A 15,291-nucleotide genomic window follows, 5' to 3' on the forward strand; every position below is an offset into this window, starting at 1 on the left:
CACAATTATCCGGGGCAACGGCGCCCGGGAGGCCGGCAGGGCGGGAGCCACAAGTTCCAAAGCTGCTGGTCAACGACGTGAGAAGGTTGCGGGCTATCGTGTCTACAGACGGAACGGGCCAGGGCGGAGCATCCGCCCCCACCAGCGCCCAGGGCACCTCCGGACCGGCCTCCAGGCTGGTCCAGCTGATAACTCCTGCAGGGGAGCGGGTCAGCCATCCCGAGTTCGATTTCTGGGTCCGGGATATCACCGATGAGCAGCTCTGCTCGCTGTATGAGGACATCAGCGTCGTCCGGCGCATCGACCTCGAAGCCACGGCGCTGCAGCGGCAGGGCGAGTTGGGGCTGTGGCCGCCGCTGCTGGGCCAGGAGGCGGCGCAAATCGGGTCTGCGCGGTCCCTCCGCAGCGACGACTTCGTGTTTTCCAGTTACCGGGAAAACGGCGTGGCCTACTGCCGGGGCGTTGGCCTGGTGGACCTGCTCCGGGTGTGGCGCGGCAATGCGCCCTCCGGCTGGGACCCGTACACCGTCAACATGGCCACACCCCAGATCATCATCGGCGCCCAGACGCTGCACGCCACCGGCTACGCCATGGGCATCCAGAACGACGGCACCGATTCCGTGGCCATCACCTACTTCGGCGACGGTGCCACCAGCGAAGGCGACGTCAACGAGGCCATGGTGTTCGCGGCCAGTTTCCAGGTCCCCGTGGTGTTCTTCTGCACCAACAACCATTGGGCCATCTCTGAACCTGTCAGGCTCCAGTCCCATATCCAGCTCGCGGACCGCGCGGCGGGCTTCGGGATTCCCAGCCTGCGCGTGGACGGCAACGATGTCCTGGCCGTGATGGCGGCTACCCGCGTCGCGCTGGACCGGGCACGGCGGGGAGGCGGTCCCACCTTCGTCGAAGCCGTCAGCTACCGGATGGGACCGCACACCACCGCCGACGATCCCACGCGCTACCGGGACCCCAACGAGCTCGAGGACTGGGCCGCCAAGGACCCCATCAGCCGGATGGCGGCGCTCCTGGACCGGAAGGGCTTGCTCACCGAAGACCTGCAGCAACAGGTCAAGGACAAGGCCGACGCCGTTGCCCGCGAGATGCGCGACGGGTGCACCCGCATGCCCGATCCGGAGCCGCTGGACGTTTTCAAGCATGTGTACAGCACCCCCAACTCCTGGCTGGACCGGCAGCAGGACCACTACTCCCGTTACCTGGCCTCCTTCGGCGATCCCGATACGGCCACTCTTGAAGAAGGTGCACGCTGATGACCCAGATGACCTTTGCCCGCGCCATCAACGCGGGTCTGCGGAAGTCCCTTGAGAACGATCCAAAGGTTGTCCTCCTGGGTGAGGACATCGGCACCCTCGGCGGCGTGTTCCGGGTGACCGACGGGCTGCAGAAGGACTTCGGGAAGCACCGGGTGGTGGACACGCCGCTCGCAGAATCCGCCATCGTGGGCACCGCCGTCGGGCTCGCCTACCGGGGCTACCGGCCCGTGGTGGAAATCCAGTTCGACGGGTTCGTCTACCCGGCCTTCGACCAGATCGTCAGCCAGGTCGCCAAGCTGCATTACCGGACGCGCGGAGCAGTGAAGATGCCCATCACCATCCGGATCCCGTTCGGCGGCGGCATCGGCTCGCCCGAACACCACTCCGAGTCCCCGGAGGCCTACTTCACGCATACCGCCGGCCTCCGGGTGGTCTCGGTGGCGAACCCGCAGGACGCCTACACCGTAATCCAGCAGGCCATCTCCTGTGATGATCCCGTCCTTTTCTTTGAGCCCAAGCGGCGCTACCACGATAAAGCCGACGTGGACGAGTCGGCCGGTCCCGGCACGGCCCTGCCCATGGACCAGGCGAAGGTCCTCACGGAGGGCTCGGACGTCACGCTGGTTGCCTACGGTCCGCTGGTAAAGACGGCGCTGGACGCCGCAACCGCTGCCGCTGACGAGGGCATTTCCATCCAGGTGATCGACCTGCGCTCGCTGGCGCCGGTGGACTATGAAACGATCGTGGCGTCGGTCCGGCGGACCGGGCGGCTGGTGGTCACCCATGAGGCCGGCGAGTCTGGCGGGCTGGGTGCCGAAGTAGCCGCGAGCATTACCGAACGCTGCTTCTATCATCTCGAGGCGGCGCCGGTGCGGGTCACCGGCTTCGACATCCCGTATCCCTCCTCGAAGCTTGAGATGCACCACCTGCCCGGCCTGGACCGCATCCTGGATGGTGTGGACCGCGCGCTGGGCCGCCCCAACTCCCTCAGCGGGCTGGAAGGATGAGCGGCACTATGATCAAGGAATTCCGGCTCCCGGACCTCGGCGAGGGACTCACCGAGTCAGAAATCCTCAGCTGGAAGGTGGATGTGGGTGACACGGTGAGCCTGAACCAGGTGATTGCCGAAGTGGAAACGGCCAAAGCGGTGGTGGAGCTGCCGTCACCGTTCGCGGGCGTCATCAAGGAACTGCACGAACAGCCGGGCACCATCGTGGAGGTAGGGAAGCCCATCGTGTCCTTCGAAGTCGCGGACGACGCCGGGACGCCACCTTCCGCGGCAGGTGGCACTGCTGCCGGGGTGGGAGAGTCGGAGGGGGAAGCGCCCAAGAGGCAGCCGAACCTGGTGGGGTACGGCGCCGTCGTCGAAAGTTCCGCCCGCCCGGCGCGGCGGGCCCGCACCTTTCCCCTGGCCGGCTCTGCCGGAGCAAGATCTCCGATGGTCGAACCTGTCCAAGCCAGTCCTGCCGCGCCGGAAGCAGCGGTGGCTGAACCGGCCCCTGAACACCAGGGCGAGCGGCCCCGTTCAACGCCCCCGGTGCGCAAGCTGGCGAAGGACCTCGGCGTGGATCTGGCACAGGTTCCCGGAACCGGTCCCAGCGGACTCATCACCCGGGAGGACGTCCAGGCCTTCCTGGACGGCAAGCCCGCGCAGGAGCCGGACGGCGCCCTGGCGGCCGGGGCCACCTCCATGCAGCAGGGAGCACGGGAGACCCGTACTCCCATCAAGGGTGTCCGGAAGTTCACGGCCGCGGCGATGGTGGAGAGTGCCTTCACGGCGCCGCACGTCACCGAGTTCCTGACGGTGGATGTCACGCCCACCATGGAGCTGCTGGCCAAACTCAAAGCCAGCAGCGCGTTCTCCGGGGTAAAGCTCACGCCGCTGACCCTGGCCGCCAAGGCGGTGCTGATCGCACTACGGCGCAACCCCGGCCTGAACGCGAGGTGGGACGAGGCCAGCCAGGAGATCGTCACCTTCAACTACGTGAACCTGGGTATCGCGGCAGCAACGCCCCGCGGCCTGACTGTGCCCAACATCAAGGACGCCGATGCGCTGTCCCTGCATCAGTTGGCGGAAGCGCTGACGGCCCTCACCGAGACTGCCCGCGCTGGAAAGACCACCCCGGGGGACCTGTCCGGCGGCACCATCTCCATTACCAACATTGGCGTTTTCGGCATTGATGCCGGCACCCCCATCCTCAATCCGGGGGAAGCGGCCATCCTGGCCATGGGGGCCGTGCGGACCATGCCCTGGGAGTACCGGGGCGAGGTGGCGCTGCGGCAGGTCCTGACGCTCAGCCTGTCCTTCGACCACCGCTTGGTGGACGGCGAGCAGGGGTCCCGGTTCCTGGCCGACGTCGGCGCGATCCTGGCCGAACCCGGCATGGTCCTGACCATGGTGTAGTAGAAAGGCGGCCCGCACCCGCGCCAGAATTCCGTCAGAAGTTTTTGTCCAGATATGGTGACTCCAAGCGGTTCCAAGCCGCCATAGCTGGACAACAACTCCAGTGGTTGTCAGGGGGCCGGGGGAATACTGACGGTGAGGGCGGCCAGGGCCATCCCCTCCAGCAGCGGGCGGGCGGCCGCGGCGGTAATCCTGCGGCCATGGCTGCGCACGGAATGCGGGGTGGAGTTGATGAGGCCGAACGTGGCGTGCGCCCGCATCCGAAGTTCCGGAATGTCCACGTCCGGGTGGACGCCGGCGAGGACCTCCACCCACACCTCCACGTAGCTCCGCTGGAGGATGCGGACAGCGGCCTGGTCCTGCTCGGACAGGTTGCTGAAATCGCGGTCCTGTACCCGGATTACGTCCGGCTTGCTTAGGGCGAAGTCCACCTGGAACGCCACCAGCCGCTGCAGCGCGGCAAGGGGGTCGGGGCTGGCCTCCACCACCTGGCGGCCACCGTCCAGCAGATCCTGGCTGACCGTCAGCAGCAGGTCGGCCAGGACTGCCTGCTTGCCCGGGAAGTGGCGGTAGACGGCCGGGCCGCTGACTCCCGCCGCCGCTCCCAGGTCCTCCAGCGACACCTTGTTGAACCCGTTCACCGCGAACAGTGACGCGGCGGCAGCCAGCAGTGCCTGGCGGCGGTTCTCCTTCGCCTTGCTGCGCTGGGTCGACGGGCTGCGGCCGGCTGCGCTGCGCTCGCTGGTCTGCGTGGTATCGGTGCTGGGCACTTTTCCTCCTAGGACCCGCAGATTCTAGCAAGGCGGCCCATGTGTTGGACATCACAGTTACGAGAGACTAACCTGAATTTCAGTTATTGGGCACTAACCGAGTTGGAGTGGATCCGGCTTGGCTCATGGAGGAACGGACCGTCAATGGAGACCCTTGTCAGCAGGATCAACCCGGCCAGCGAGGCGTTCGGTGCCAACAGCCAGGCCCAGAGGGAGCTGGCCGGGGAGCTCCGAAAAAGACTGGCCGAAGCGGCTCTGGGGGGTCCTGAAAAGTCCCGGCAACGCCATGTGGCAAGGGGCAAGCTGCTGCCCCGGGAGCGCATCGACCAGCTACTGGATGACGGCAGTCCTTTCCTGGAAATCGCGCCGCTGGCGGCCAACGGCATGTACAACGACGAAGCTCCGGGCGCGGGCGTAATCGCCGGCATCGGGCTGGTGCACGGCAGGCAGGTGCTGGTGATCTCCAACGACGCCACCGTCAAGGGCGGCACCTACTACCCCATGACGGTCAAGAAGCACCTCCGGGCCCAGGAGATCGCCCTCGAAAACCGGCTTCCCTGCATCTACCTCGTCGACTCGGGCGGCGCATTCCTGCCTAAGCAGGACGAAGTCTTTCCGGACAGGGACCACTTCGGACGCATTTTCTACAACCAGGCGCGCCTGTCAGCGGCCAAGATCCCGCAGGTCGCCGCCGTCATGGGTTCCTGCACCGCGGGCGGAGCCTACGTTCCCGCGATGAGCGACGAGACGGTTATCGTCCGCAACCAGGGCACCATCTTCCTGGGCGGCCCGCCGCTGGTGAAGGCGGCCATCGGCGAAATCGTCAGCCCGGAGGAATTGGGCGGCGGGGAGGTGCACTCCAGGATTTCCGGTGTGACCGACCACCTGGCCGAGAACGACCATCATGCCCTGCAGATCATCCGGGACATCGTGGCCACGCTGCCGCCCCCGGCCCCGCCCGCGTGGCAGGTGGAACCCGCCGTCGAACCCGTTGCCAGCACGGAAGAGCTGTACGGCGCCGTACCCACGGACGTCAACGCCCCCTACGACGTGCACGAAGTCATCGCCAGGCTGGTGGACGGCAGCACCTTCCACGAATTCAAGAAGGACTACGGCACCACGCTTGTCACCGGCTTTGCCCGGCTGCACGGACACCCCTTGGGTATCGTGGCCAATAACGGCGTGCTGTTCAGCGAGTCCTCCCTCAAGGGGGCACACTTCATCGAACTCTGCGACCAGCGCGGCATTCCGCTGCTCTTCCTCCAGAACATCTCCGGCTTCATGGTGGGCCGGGACGCGGAGCAGGGCGGCATCGCCAAGAACGGGGCCAAAATGGTCACGGCCGTCGCCACGGCCCGGGTTCCGAAGCTCACGGTGGTGATCGGCGGATCCTTCGGAGCAGGCAACTACTCCATGTGCGGCCGGGCCTATTCGCCGCGGTTCCTGTGGATGTGGCCCGCGGCCCGGATCTCCGTCATGGGCGGCAACCAGGCCGCCAGCGTGCTGGCCACCGTCAAGCGGGACCAGTACGAAGCCGCCGGGGAGGAATGGCCGGAACAGGACGAGGAAGAGTTCAAGGCCCCCATCCGGCGGCAGTACGAGGACCAGGGCAGCCCCTACTACTCCACCGCCCGCCTGTGGGATGACGGCGTGATCGACCCCGCAGACACCCGCACCGTCCTGGGACTGGCGCTCGACGTCGTCTCCCGCACCCCGTTGCCGGACACCTCCTTCGGCCTTTTCCGGATGTGAGCACACCATGACCGCACCCACTGACGTCTCCGCAACACCGGCAGCAGCCGTCGCCGCAGCCCCGCTGTTCGGCACCGTCCTGGTGGCCAACCGCGGCGAAATCGCCTGCCGCGTGATCCGTACACTGCGTGCGCTCGGCATCAGGTCGGTCGCCGTGTACAGCGATGCCGACGCCGGCGCCCGGCACGTGCGGGAGGCTGACATTTCCGTGCGCATCGGCCCGCCCCCTGCCGCCGACAGCTACCTCAACATCGAGGCGGTGCTCAAGGCCTGCCGCGCAACAGGGGCCCAGGCGGTGCACCCCGGCTACGGCTTCCTCAGCGAGAACGCCGATTTCGCCCGGGCCCTGGAAGACGCGGGAATCACCTTCATCGGTCCCGGCGTGGAGGCCCTGAACGTCATGGGGGACAAGATCCGGTCCAAGAACCACGTGGCAGGCTACGGGGTCCCCGTGGTGCCGGGCGTGGCCCGCCCCGGAATGAGCGATGCCGAGCTGGCGGAGGCAGCGGCCGGCGTCGGATTTCCGCTCCTCATCAAGCCCTCCGCCGGCGGCGGCGGGAAGGGGATGCACGCAGTGGACAAAGCGGAGGACCTTCCGGCGGCCCTGGCCACGGCCCGGCGGGTGGCGGCGAGCGCCTTCGGCGACGACACCCTGTTCCTGGAACGCCTGGTGACCACCCCGCGGCACATCGAGGTGCAGGTGCTGGCGGACCACCATGGCAACGTCATCCACCTCGGCGAGCGCGAGTGTTCGCTGCAGCGGCGGCACCAGAAGGTCATCGAGGAGGCACCGTCACCGCTGCTGGAAAACCTGCCCAACGGCGCCGCCATCCGGGCCCGGATTGGCGAGGCTGCCTGCAATGCCGCCCGCAGCGTGAACTACACCGGTGCCGGAACGGTGGAGTTCCTGGTCTCCGACGAGCACCCGGACGAGTTCTACTTCATGGAAATGAACACCCGCCTCCAGGTGGAGCACCCGGTCACGGAGATGGTGGCCGGCCTGGACCTCGTGGAATGGCAAGTACGGATTGCGGCAGGCCGGGAACTCTCCATCCGGCAGTCCGACGTCGTGCTGACCGGCCACGCGGTGGAAGCCCGCGTGTATGCCGAAGTGCCGGAGAAGAACTTCCTGCCATCAACCGGCAGGGTGCACCTGCTGGACGAGCTGCCCGCCGGCGCGCAAGGCAAGGTCCGCGTGGACTCCTCCCTGGTTGAAGGGCTGGAGCTGTCCTCGAACTACGACCCCATGATGTCCAAGGTCATCGCCTGGGGCGGGGACCGGGCCGCCGCACTCGATGCACTGGACACGGCGCTCGCCGGCTACACCGCCCTTGGCCTGGACACCAACGTCGAGTACCTCCGGCTGCTCGTCAATGATCCCGACGTGCGGGCGGGACGCTTGGATACCGGCCTGATCGGGCGGAAGCTTCCCGGCCTCACCTTCCGGCGGGTGGGTCCTGCCGAGCTGGTGGCTGCGGCGCTGGATGTCCTGGCCGGCCAGGAACAGCAGCTTCCGCCTGCTGCCGGGCCCTGGCAGATGCGCAATGGCTGGCGGCTGGGCAAGCCCGCACCGCGCCGCATCACCCTGGGGACCCCCGACGGCGGCATGGCCACCGTGGAGGTCACCGGCGACGCCGCGTCCGGCCCGGTGGCGGTGACGGTGGACGGAGGTGCGGGCCACACCGCCTCCCTGCACGTCCAGGGGAAGGGCCACGTGGAATTGATGCTCGACGGCGGCACCCACCACTACGCGCTGGCGGAAGACGGCACGGGGCAGGTCTTCCTCGGCAACCAGGGCTGGTCCTGCCGCCTGGACGTTCTGACCCGGGAGGAACGGCTGGAACGGATCCTTGCAGCCATCCAGCGTGAAGAGGGGTCCGCTGACCCGGCCGTGCGTTCGCCGATGCCCGGCACCGTGGTGTCCGTCCCGGTCACCGACGGCGACGCCGTGGCAGCCGGCCAGGTGCTGGTCTCGGTAGAGGCCATGAAGATGGAACACCAGCTCCTGGCACCCCTCGCCGGAACGGTGCACCTCAACGCACAACCGGGAGACCTGGTGAAGGCCGACCAGGTCCTCGCCACCGTCCACCCGCATACCGCGGAACAGGACCACCACAATCCCACAACAGGCGAAGGAGCCTAACGAATGCCAGGCGTAGAACTCACCGAGGAGTACCAGGACCTTAGCGACACGGTGCGCGACTTCGCGGACAATGTGGTGGCTCCGGTTTCGGCCAAGCACGATGAAGAGCACAGCTTCCCCTACGAGGTAGTGAAGCAGATGGCGGAAATGGGACTGTTCGGCCTGCCCTTTCCCGAGGAATACGGCGGAATGGGCGGCGACTACTTTGCCCTCGCCCTGGCGCTGGAACAGCTGGGGCGCGTGGACCAGTCCGTGGCCATCACGCTGGAGGCAGGCGTCTCTTTGGGCGCCATGCCCGTGTACCGGTTTGGCACCGACGAGCAGAAACAGCAGTGGCTGCCCATGCTCGCGTCCGGGCAGGCGCTCGCCGGTTTCGGCCTGACCGAGCCGGAGGCGGGATCGGACGCCGGCGGCACCAAGACCACTGCCCGGCGGGATGCGGGGGACTGGGTGATCAACGGCAACAAGGAGTTCATCACCAACTCCGGGACGGACATCACGCGGCTGGTGACAGTCACCGCCGTCACGGGCCAGAGGGAACGCGGCGACGGGACGGTGCAGAAGGAAATCTCCACCATCCTGGTGCCCACCGACACGCCCGGCTTCAAGGCGGAAAAGCCGTATAACAAGGTGGGCTGGAACGCCTCGGACACGCACCCGCTCACCCTCAAGGACGTCCGGGTTCCCGAAGCGAACCTGCTGGGAACCGAAGGGCGGGGCTACGCGAACTTCCTGTCCATCCTGGACGAGGGGCGTATCGCCATCGCGGCCCTGGCCACCGGCGCGGCGCAGGGCTGCGCGGACCTGTCCGTCCGGTACGCCAAGGAACGCAGGGCGTTTGGTAGCGAGATCGGCAAGTACCAGGCCATCTCGTTCAAGATCGCGCGCATGGAAGCCAGGGCCCATACCGCCCGCCTGGCCTACTACGATGCGGCTGCCCGCATGCTTGCCGGCAAGCCATTCAAGACGCAGGCGGCCATCGCTAAGATGGTCGCAGGCGAGGCGGCCATGGACAACGCGCGGGATGCCACCCAGGTATTCGGCGGCTATGGCTTCATCAACGAGTTCACCGTGGCACGCCACTACCGCGACTCCAAGATCCTTGAAGTGGGGGAGGGCACCACGGAGGTCCAGCTGATGCTCATCGCCCGCGAACTGGGTCTGTAGCACCCGGCGTTTGCCGCATGGAACGTAGCCGGCCTGAAAGGATCGATGATGATTGACAAGGTTGTTGCAAGCGCGGACGAGGCAGTGGCGGACATTCCTGACGGCGCCTCCCTGGCCGTGGGCGGCTTCGGGCTCTGCGGAATACCGGTCACCCTGATCGACGCCCTGCACCGGTCCGGAACCTCGGACCTGGAAACCGTCAGCAACAACTGCGGCGTGGACGACTGGGGGCTGGGCATCCTGCTCCGGGACGGCCGCATCCGGCGCACCATCAGCTCCTATGTCGGTGAGAACAAGGAGTTCGCGCGCCAGTACCTGGTCGGCGAGCTTGAGGTGGTCCTCACTCCGCAGGGCACCCTCGCGGAGAAGCTGCGGGCGGGTGGCGCCGGGATCCCGGCGTTCTACACCAAGGCGGGCGTGGGCACCCAGGTGTCCGACGGCGGCCTGCCGCAGAAGTACGACGCCCACGGCGGCATCGCGGTGGCCTCCGAACCGAAGGAGGTGCGTTCCTTCGGCGGCGTCGATTACGTCCTGGAGGAGTCCCTCACCCCCGACTTCGGGCTGGTCCACGCCTGGAAGGGCGACCGGCACGGCAACCTGGTCTTCCATGCCACTGCCATGAACTTCAACCCGCTGTGCGCCATGGCGGGCCGGATCACCATCGCCGAGGTTGAGGAACTCGTGGAGCCCGGCGAGCTTGATCCCGAGCACATCCACACGCCGGGCATCTTCGTCCAGCGGGTGGTGGTGGCGCCTGGCGGCGAGAAACGGATCGAAAAGCGGACGGTGGCCCTCACCGGGCAGGCAGGAGCATGACCATGGACCCGAACAGCCCTGAAGCACCCCGGCCCGAAGCGGTCCGGCCTGAATACCGGCGCGCGGCATCCCAGCAGCATGCCGCACCCGGCGAGTCGACGGCCGGTGCCGACACCAAGGGCTGGACGCGCAACGAGCTCGCCGCCCGGGTGGCCAAGGAGCTCAGCAACGGCCAGTACGTGAACCTCGGCATCGGCATGCCCACCCTAATCCCCAACTACATCCCTGACGGGGTGGAGGTGGTGCTCCACTCCGAAAACGGGATCCTGGGCGTTGGCCCCTACCCGGCGGAGGACGCCGTCGACCCGGACCTGATCAATGCCGGCAAGGAAACTGTCACGGTCAACAAGGGCGCCGCGTTCTTCGATTCCGCCGCGTCCTTCGGCATGATCCGCGGCGGGCACGTGGACGTAGCGGTCCTCGGGGCCATGGAAGTGGCAGCGAACGGCGACCTCGCCAACTGGATGATCCCGGGCAAGATGGTCAAGGGCATGGGCGGCGCGATGGACCTTGTCTTCGGGGCCAAGAAGGTCATTGTCATGATGGAACACGTGGACCGGAACGGGAACCCGAAGATCGTCCAGCAGTGCTCGCTTCCGCTGACCGGCAAAGGCTGCGTGGACAGGATCATCACGGACCTCGCGGTCATCGACGTCGTGACGGACAGGTCCGGGTCACGGCTGGTCCTGCGCGAGCTGGCCCCGAATGTCTCGGTGGAAGATGTTGCGGCGGCCACAGGTGCCGAACTGTTCGAGGAAGACATGGAACTGACCGTATGACTGCCGCCAGGCCGGAAGAAGGGGGCGCGGGGGCCCGGGCGGACCAGGACGCCGGCCCGCGCGTCATCGAGCAGCGCGGGCTGTACTTCGATGAACTGGAGGAGGGCGTGCTGTACGCCCACCGCCCTGGCCGGACAGTGACGGAGGCGGACAACGTCCTCTTCACCACCCTCACCATGAACACCCAGGCACTGCACCTGGACGCCGCATGGAGTGCGGGGCAGCCCTTCGGCCAGCGGCTCGTGAATTCCATGTTCACGCTCGCCACCATGGTGGGCCAGTCGGTGGGCCAGCTGACCCAAGGCACCATCATCGCCCAGCTGGGCCTCACGGACGTGTCCTTTCCGCACCCGCTCCATCACGGGGACACCCTTTACACCGAAACGCTGATCACCGGAAAGCGGCTGTCCGGTTCACGGCCGGGACAGGGGATCGTCACAATGCGGCACACCGGCAGGAACCAGGACGGCACCGTGGTGGCGCTGGCAACGCGGAGCTGCCTGATGTGGACCCGTGAGGCGCATGCGCGGCAGCGCGCCGGACAGGGGAACGGCGGGGAGGAGAAAGAAGGCGTCGGCCGGGGAAGCGGCCACCGGGACGGACAGGAGACAATGCCGGTATGACCTTTGTGATGGGACCCGCCCTGCTTTTCTGCCCCGCTGACCGGCCCGAACGCTACCAGAAGGCTGCCACACGCGCAGACGCCGTTATCCTGGACCTCGAGGATGCCGTGGCCCCGGCGGACAAGCAGCGGGCCCGCGGTGCCATCCTCGCCCAGGTGGGGGCAACGGGCGACGAGCCGGAACTGGACCCGAGCCGGACGATCGTGCGCGTGAACCCTGCGGGGACCGAGGAGTTCGAAAAGGACCTCCACTGCCTGGCCCACACCCCCTACCGGACCGTCATGCTTGCCAAGGCGGAGACTGCCGAACAGCTGGAGGCGCTGGCGGACTACCAGGTCATCGCGCTGTGCGAGACGGCCGTGGGCGTCCTGAACGCCCCCGCCATTGCCGCCGCGCCCAATGTGGTGGCACTGATGTGGGGAGCCGAGGACCTGCTGGCAACCCTGGGGGGAACATCCAGCAGGAAGGACGACGGCGGCTACCGGGCAGTGGCGCTGCACGCACGGTCGTCGGTGCTGCTGGCGGCCCGTGCGTTCGGCAAGGAGGCCGTGGACGCGGTCTATGTGAACATTCCGGACCTTGGCGGACTGGCTTCGGAAACGGCGGACGCCGTGGCGTCAGGCTTCAGCTCGAAGGCGTGCATCCATCCCAGCCAGGCTTCCGTGGTGCGCGGCGCATACGCGCCCTCCGAGGCCGAGGTCACAGAGGCCGCGGCCCTGCTGCAGGCTGCCCGTGCCGCCGGTTCCGGGGTCTTCCAGTACAACGGAAAGATGATCGACGGCCCCCTCCTTCAGCACGCCGAGGCCGTCATCCGCCGCGCGGGTGAACACGCCTAGGGCGTTCGCGCCCCGTTACCTGCGCCGCCTCGTTACCTGCGCCGCCCCGGTGACCGGCGCAGCGACAGCGGCGGTATCGGTTCGTACAGCAGAGTCCGCACCCAGCGGTTCCCGGTCTCGCGGAACTCCCGCCGGGTGGCGAAACGGTAGTGGTAGCTGCGGACGCGCACCCAGCGCGGCGCCCCGCCGTCGAACGGGTCATGGCGCAGGAGCCGCAGCGTCTGCCGGTCCGCCTCCAAGAGCTTGCCGAGGAACGCGTAGAACCACTCCTCATGCACGGTGCGCAGCGGCAGGAACCACATCAGCCAGTCCAGCCGGAGGTGGTAGGGCGCCCACTGCCGCGGAATCCGCCGCAAATCCCCGGGCTTGCCCTTGAACCCGTACTCGCGCCAGGAGGAATCGTCCGGCTCCTCATCCATAGTTCCCTCCACCACGATTTCGATCCGCTTCTTGGTAACGGTGCCGAACGCGCCGTACGTGTTGACCAGCTGCCACCGGTTGAAGCTGGCGTTCATCAGCTGCCGGCTCGAGAACAGGTTCCGCAGCGGCCAGTAACTGAGCACCACGAGCAGCACCGTGGCAGCGAGGGTGATGGCCAGCCACCAGGCCGGCGTCTCCTGCGTCCCGCTGTGCCAGTCCAGGGGAATCGCGGGGATGACGGCGTGGGCCACCGGGTCGCTGACCGCTGCGAAGGCCAGGACGATCGCAATCCAGTTCAGCCAGGCGAAGTTTCCGCTGGCCACCAGCCACAGCTGGGTGGCAATGATGATGCCTGCCGCCACGCTGGCAACGGGCTGCGGCGCGAACAGGAAGAACGGGACCACCAGCTGGGCGAAGTGGTTGCCCAGCACTTCCACCTTGTGCAGGGGCTTGGGCAGCAGGTGGGCCTGCCGGCTCAGCGGGCCTGGCATCGGCTGCGTCTCGTGGTGGTAGTACAGCGCCGTCAGGTCCCGCCATTCCCGGCCACCCCGGATCTTGATCATCCCGGCGCCGAATTCCAGCCGGAACACCAGCCATGCAATCAGGAGCAGGATGGTGCGGGGCGGGTCTGTCTGGTTGGAACCCAGAAAGGCTACGGTGAAGCCGGCTTCCAGGAGCAGCATTTCCCAGCCGAAGCCGTAGAACGTCTGGCCAACGTTGACGATCGACATGTACAGCAGCCAGAGGGCCAGGAAGGCAATGAGCGGCACCCACGGCGGTCCGAGTTGCGGAATCCCCGCCACCAGCAGTGCGGATACCACCAGCCCCGTGGCGCAGACAACCCGCAACAGCCGGTCCGAGTACCGCCAGCGGAACAGGGTGGGCCGGCGCATCCTGTTGAAGGCGCCGACGTATTCCGGGACCGGCAGAAGCCCGCGTTCGCCCAGCAGCGCAGGGAACTGGTTGAGCGAGGAGAGGAACGCCACGAAGAAGAGCGCGGCGACGCCCCGTTGCAGCACCTGCCGGGCGAACTCGTATTCCGGCGCATCGAACCATGACAGCCAGTCCACGGGATCCACGTTACGCCGGGCCGTCAGGAGGTCAAGAATGGTGCGGGATACTTAAGCAATGCAGCGCAGAGTCGTCCTCCTCGGATCCACCGGTTCCATCGGCACCCAGGCGATTGACGTCGTCGACGGCGCCCCGCACCTCTTCAAGGTCGTGGCACTCAGCGCGGGCGGCGGCAACCTTGAACTCCTGGCCAGGCAGGCTGTCCAGACCGGTGCTTCCGCGGTTGGCATCGCCGGGGGCGATCCGCGGCAACTGGAGTCGCTGATTGCCGGAGCGGCAGCCGCGGCCGGAAGGCCGGGCTACCGGCCGGAAATCGTTGCCGGCCCCGATGCCTCCACCCGGATCGCCGAAATCGAGGCGGACGTGGTGCTCAACGGCATCACCGGGTCCATCGGGCTTGCCCCCACCCTGGCGGCACTGAAATCAGGCGCCACCCTGGCGCTTGCCAACAAGGAATCGCTCATCGTGGGCGGAGAACTGGTCAAGGCCGCAGCGCGGGAAGGCCAAATCGTGCCCGTTGACTCCGAGCACTCCGCCATCGCCCAGTGCCTGCGGTCCGGATCCACCGCGGAAGTGGAGAAACTGATCCTCACGGCCTCGGGCGGGCCTTTCCGGGGCAGGAGCCGCGAAGACCTCCACGGCGTTACCCCTCAGGAAGCCCTGGCGCACCCCACCTGGGATATGGGCGTCATGGTCACCACCAACTCGGCCACGCTGGTGAACAAGGGCCTTGAGGTCATCGAGGCGCACCTGCTGTTCGATGTTCCGCTGGACCGGATCGACGTGGTGGTCCACCCGCAGTCAGTGGTGCACTCCATGGTCCAGTTCATTGACGGATCCGTCATCGCCCAGGCATCGCCGCCGGACATGCGCCTGCCCATCGCGCTCGGGCTGGGCTGGCCGGACAGGGTGCCCAAGGCTGCCGCCGCGTGTGATTGGACCAATTCAGTCACGTGGACCTTCGAGCCGCTGGACGCGGCGGCGTTCCCCGCCGTCAACCTCGCCAAGGACGCAGCACGGCAGGGGAGCACCTTCCCAGCGGTCTTCAATGCCGCAAACGAGGAGGCCGTGATGGCCTTCCACGCGGGCCGCATCCGCTTCACGGACATCGTGGATACCGTGGATAGTGTCCTCAGTGAACACTCAGGTTCCTCCCGGCTGACGCTGGAATCAGTGCTGGATGCTGAAGGATGGGCACGGTCCCGCGCCCATGAACGTTTAGCAGTCAGCAGTCTTTAG

Annotated in this window: 13 protein-coding genes; 11 read left to right on the forward strand and 2 right to left on the reverse strand. The window is 67.2% G+C overall.

What is annotated here, in order from left to right; translation table 11 throughout:
* Positions 1-98 precede the first annotated feature (98 nt).
* Genes pdhA through AC5RU7_RS06185 form a run of 3 tightly spaced genes read left to right on the forward strand, consistent with a single transcriptional unit; the run spans position 99 to position 3,675 of the window.
* The gene (gene pdhA, locus AC5RU7_RS06175; RefSeq protein WP_494051544.1) at positions 99-1,268 is read left to right on the forward strand and encodes a pyruvate dehydrogenase (acetyl-transferring) E1 component subunit alpha; all 1,170 of its coding nucleotides are present in this window, start codon (positions 99-101) and stop codon (positions 1,266-1,268) included.
* Positions 1,268-2,278, forward strand: a complete 1,011-nt coding sequence (locus AC5RU7_RS06180) for an alpha-ketoacid dehydrogenase subunit beta (protein ID WP_494010478.1) — start codon at positions 1,268-1,270, stop codon at positions 2,276-2,278. The genes pdhA and AC5RU7_RS06180 overlap by 1 nt, the downstream gene beginning before the upstream one ends.
* Before the next feature lie 8 nt (positions 2,279-2,286).
* The gene (locus tag AC5RU7_RS06185; RefSeq protein WP_494051545.1) at positions 2,287-3,675 is read left to right on the forward strand and encodes a dihydrolipoamide acetyltransferase family protein; all 1,389 of its coding nucleotides are present in this window, start codon (positions 2,287-2,289) and stop codon (positions 3,673-3,675) included.
* Positions 3,676-3,785: 110 nt separating this feature from the next.
* On the opposite strand, the gene AC5RU7_RS06190 is transcribed toward AC5RU7_RS06185, so the two are convergent.
* Complete coding sequence (locus tag AC5RU7_RS06190; RefSeq protein ID WP_494010476.1) at positions 3,786-4,445, reverse strand: SACE_7040 family transcriptional regulator; 660 nt, start codon at positions 4,443-4,445, stop codon at positions 3,786-3,788.
* A 144-nt stretch (positions 4,446-4,589) separates the two neighbouring features.
* On the opposite strand from AC5RU7_RS06190, the gene AC5RU7_RS06195 reads away from it, so the two are divergent.
* Genes AC5RU7_RS06195 through AC5RU7_RS06225 form a run of 7 tightly spaced genes read left to right on the forward strand, consistent with a single transcriptional unit; the run spans position 4,590 to position 12,561 of the window.
* A complete protein-coding gene (locus AC5RU7_RS06195; RefSeq protein ID WP_494010475.1) occupies positions 4,590-6,197 on the forward strand; it encodes a carboxyl transferase domain-containing protein in 1,608 nt (535 codons plus the stop codon).
* 7 nt (positions 6,198-6,204) lie between these two features.
* Positions 6,205-8,340, forward strand: a complete 2,136-nt coding sequence (locus tag AC5RU7_RS06200; protein ID WP_494010474.1) for an acetyl/propionyl/methylcrotonyl-CoA carboxylase subunit alpha — start codon at positions 6,205-6,207, stop codon at positions 8,338-8,340.
* 3 nt (positions 8,341-8,343) lie between these two features.
* Entirely contained in the window at positions 8,344-9,507 is a 1,164-nt protein-coding gene (locus AC5RU7_RS06205) for an acyl-CoA dehydrogenase family protein (protein WP_494010473.1), read from the forward strand.
* Positions 9,508-9,555: 48 nt separating this feature from the next.
* On the forward strand, positions 9,556-10,323 hold the full coding sequence (locus AC5RU7_RS06210) for a CoA transferase subunit A (RefSeq protein ID WP_494051618.1): 768 nt from the start codon (positions 9,556-9,558) through the stop codon (positions 10,321-10,323).
* Positions 10,320-11,102 (forward strand): CoA transferase subunit B, encoded by a 783-nt coding sequence (locus tag AC5RU7_RS06215; protein ID WP_494051546.1) that lies wholly within the window; start codon positions 10,320-10,322, stop codon positions 11,100-11,102. Before AC5RU7_RS06210 ends, AC5RU7_RS06215 begins: the two co-directional genes overlap by 4 nt.
* On the forward strand, positions 11,099-11,725 hold the full coding sequence (locus tag AC5RU7_RS06220; RefSeq protein ID WP_494010471.1) for a MaoC family dehydratase: 627 nt from the start codon (positions 11,099-11,101) through the stop codon (positions 11,723-11,725). The genes AC5RU7_RS06215 and AC5RU7_RS06220 overlap by 4 nt, the downstream gene beginning before the upstream one ends.
* Positions 11,722-12,561, forward strand: a complete 840-nt coding sequence (locus AC5RU7_RS06225; protein ID WP_494010470.1) for an HpcH/HpaI aldolase/citrate lyase family protein — start codon at positions 11,722-11,724, stop codon at positions 12,559-12,561. Before AC5RU7_RS06220 ends, AC5RU7_RS06225 begins: the two co-directional genes overlap by 4 nt.
* A 32-nt stretch (positions 12,562-12,593) precedes the next feature.
* On the opposite strand, the gene AC5RU7_RS06230 is transcribed toward AC5RU7_RS06225, so the two are convergent.
* On the reverse strand, positions 12,594-14,051 hold the full coding sequence (locus AC5RU7_RS06230; RefSeq protein WP_494051547.1) for a lipase maturation factor family protein: 1,458 nt from the start codon (positions 14,049-14,051) through the stop codon (positions 12,594-12,596).
* A gap of 58 nt (positions 14,052-14,109) precedes the next feature.
* Between AC5RU7_RS06230 and dxr the strand changes: the two genes are divergently transcribed.
* Entirely contained in the window at positions 14,110-15,291 is a 1,182-nt protein-coding gene (gene dxr, locus AC5RU7_RS06235) for a 1-deoxy-D-xylulose-5-phosphate reductoisomerase (RefSeq protein ID WP_494010468.1), read from the forward strand.

This window comes from Arthrobacter sp. K410C (genome assembly GCF_059090105.1).